This window comes from Streptomyces sp. AC627_RSS907 (assembly GCF_019049165.1).
The window spans coordinates 1-574 of sequence record NZ_JAGMUE010001516.1 but is presented as its reverse complement, the minus strand read 5'-3'; the positions used below and the strand labels follow the sequence as shown (position 1 = coordinate 574).

Here is a 574-nt window from a genome sequence, read left to right as displayed (position 1 = left end):
GCTGGTCGTCATGGCCGCCATCGCCCTCTTCCTGACCGTCCGGGCCGCCTCGGCGCTCAGCAAGAACGAAGGCAACTTCCTCACCACCTTCGAGTGGAACGCCGACAGCGCGGAGCCCAGCTTCGGTATCGCGGTCCTGCTCTTCGGCACCGTCGTCAGCGCCATCATCGCGATGATCATCGCGGTCCCGGTGGCCGTCGGCATCGCCCTGTTCATCTCGCACTACGCCCCGCGCGCCATCGCCGCGCCGCTCGGCTACGTGATCGACCTGCTTGCCGCGGTCCCCAGCATCGTCTACGGCCTGTGGGGCGCGCTCTTCCTGGTGCCGCACCTCGAAGGGCTCTACAAGTGGTTCGACGACTACTTCGGCTGGACCGGCATCCTGGCGTACAACGACGGCACGCCGCGTTCGCTGTTCACCATCGGCATCCTGCTCGCGATCATGATCCTGCCGATCGTCACCAGCGTCAGCCGTGAGGTCTTCCTCCAGTCCCCGAAGATGCACGAGGAGGCGGCGCTCGCGCTCGGCGCGACCCGCTGGGAGGTCATCCGGATGTCGGTGCTGCCCTTCGGC

At 67.2% G+C, this 574-nt stretch carries 1 protein-coding gene; it reads left to right on the top strand.

Annotated elements, in window-relative coordinates; genetic code table 11:
- A partial coding sequence (locus KUM32_RS42765) for a PstC family ABC transporter permease (protein ID WP_217146946.1) occupies positions 1-574 on the top strand: 574 nt, incomplete at both ends.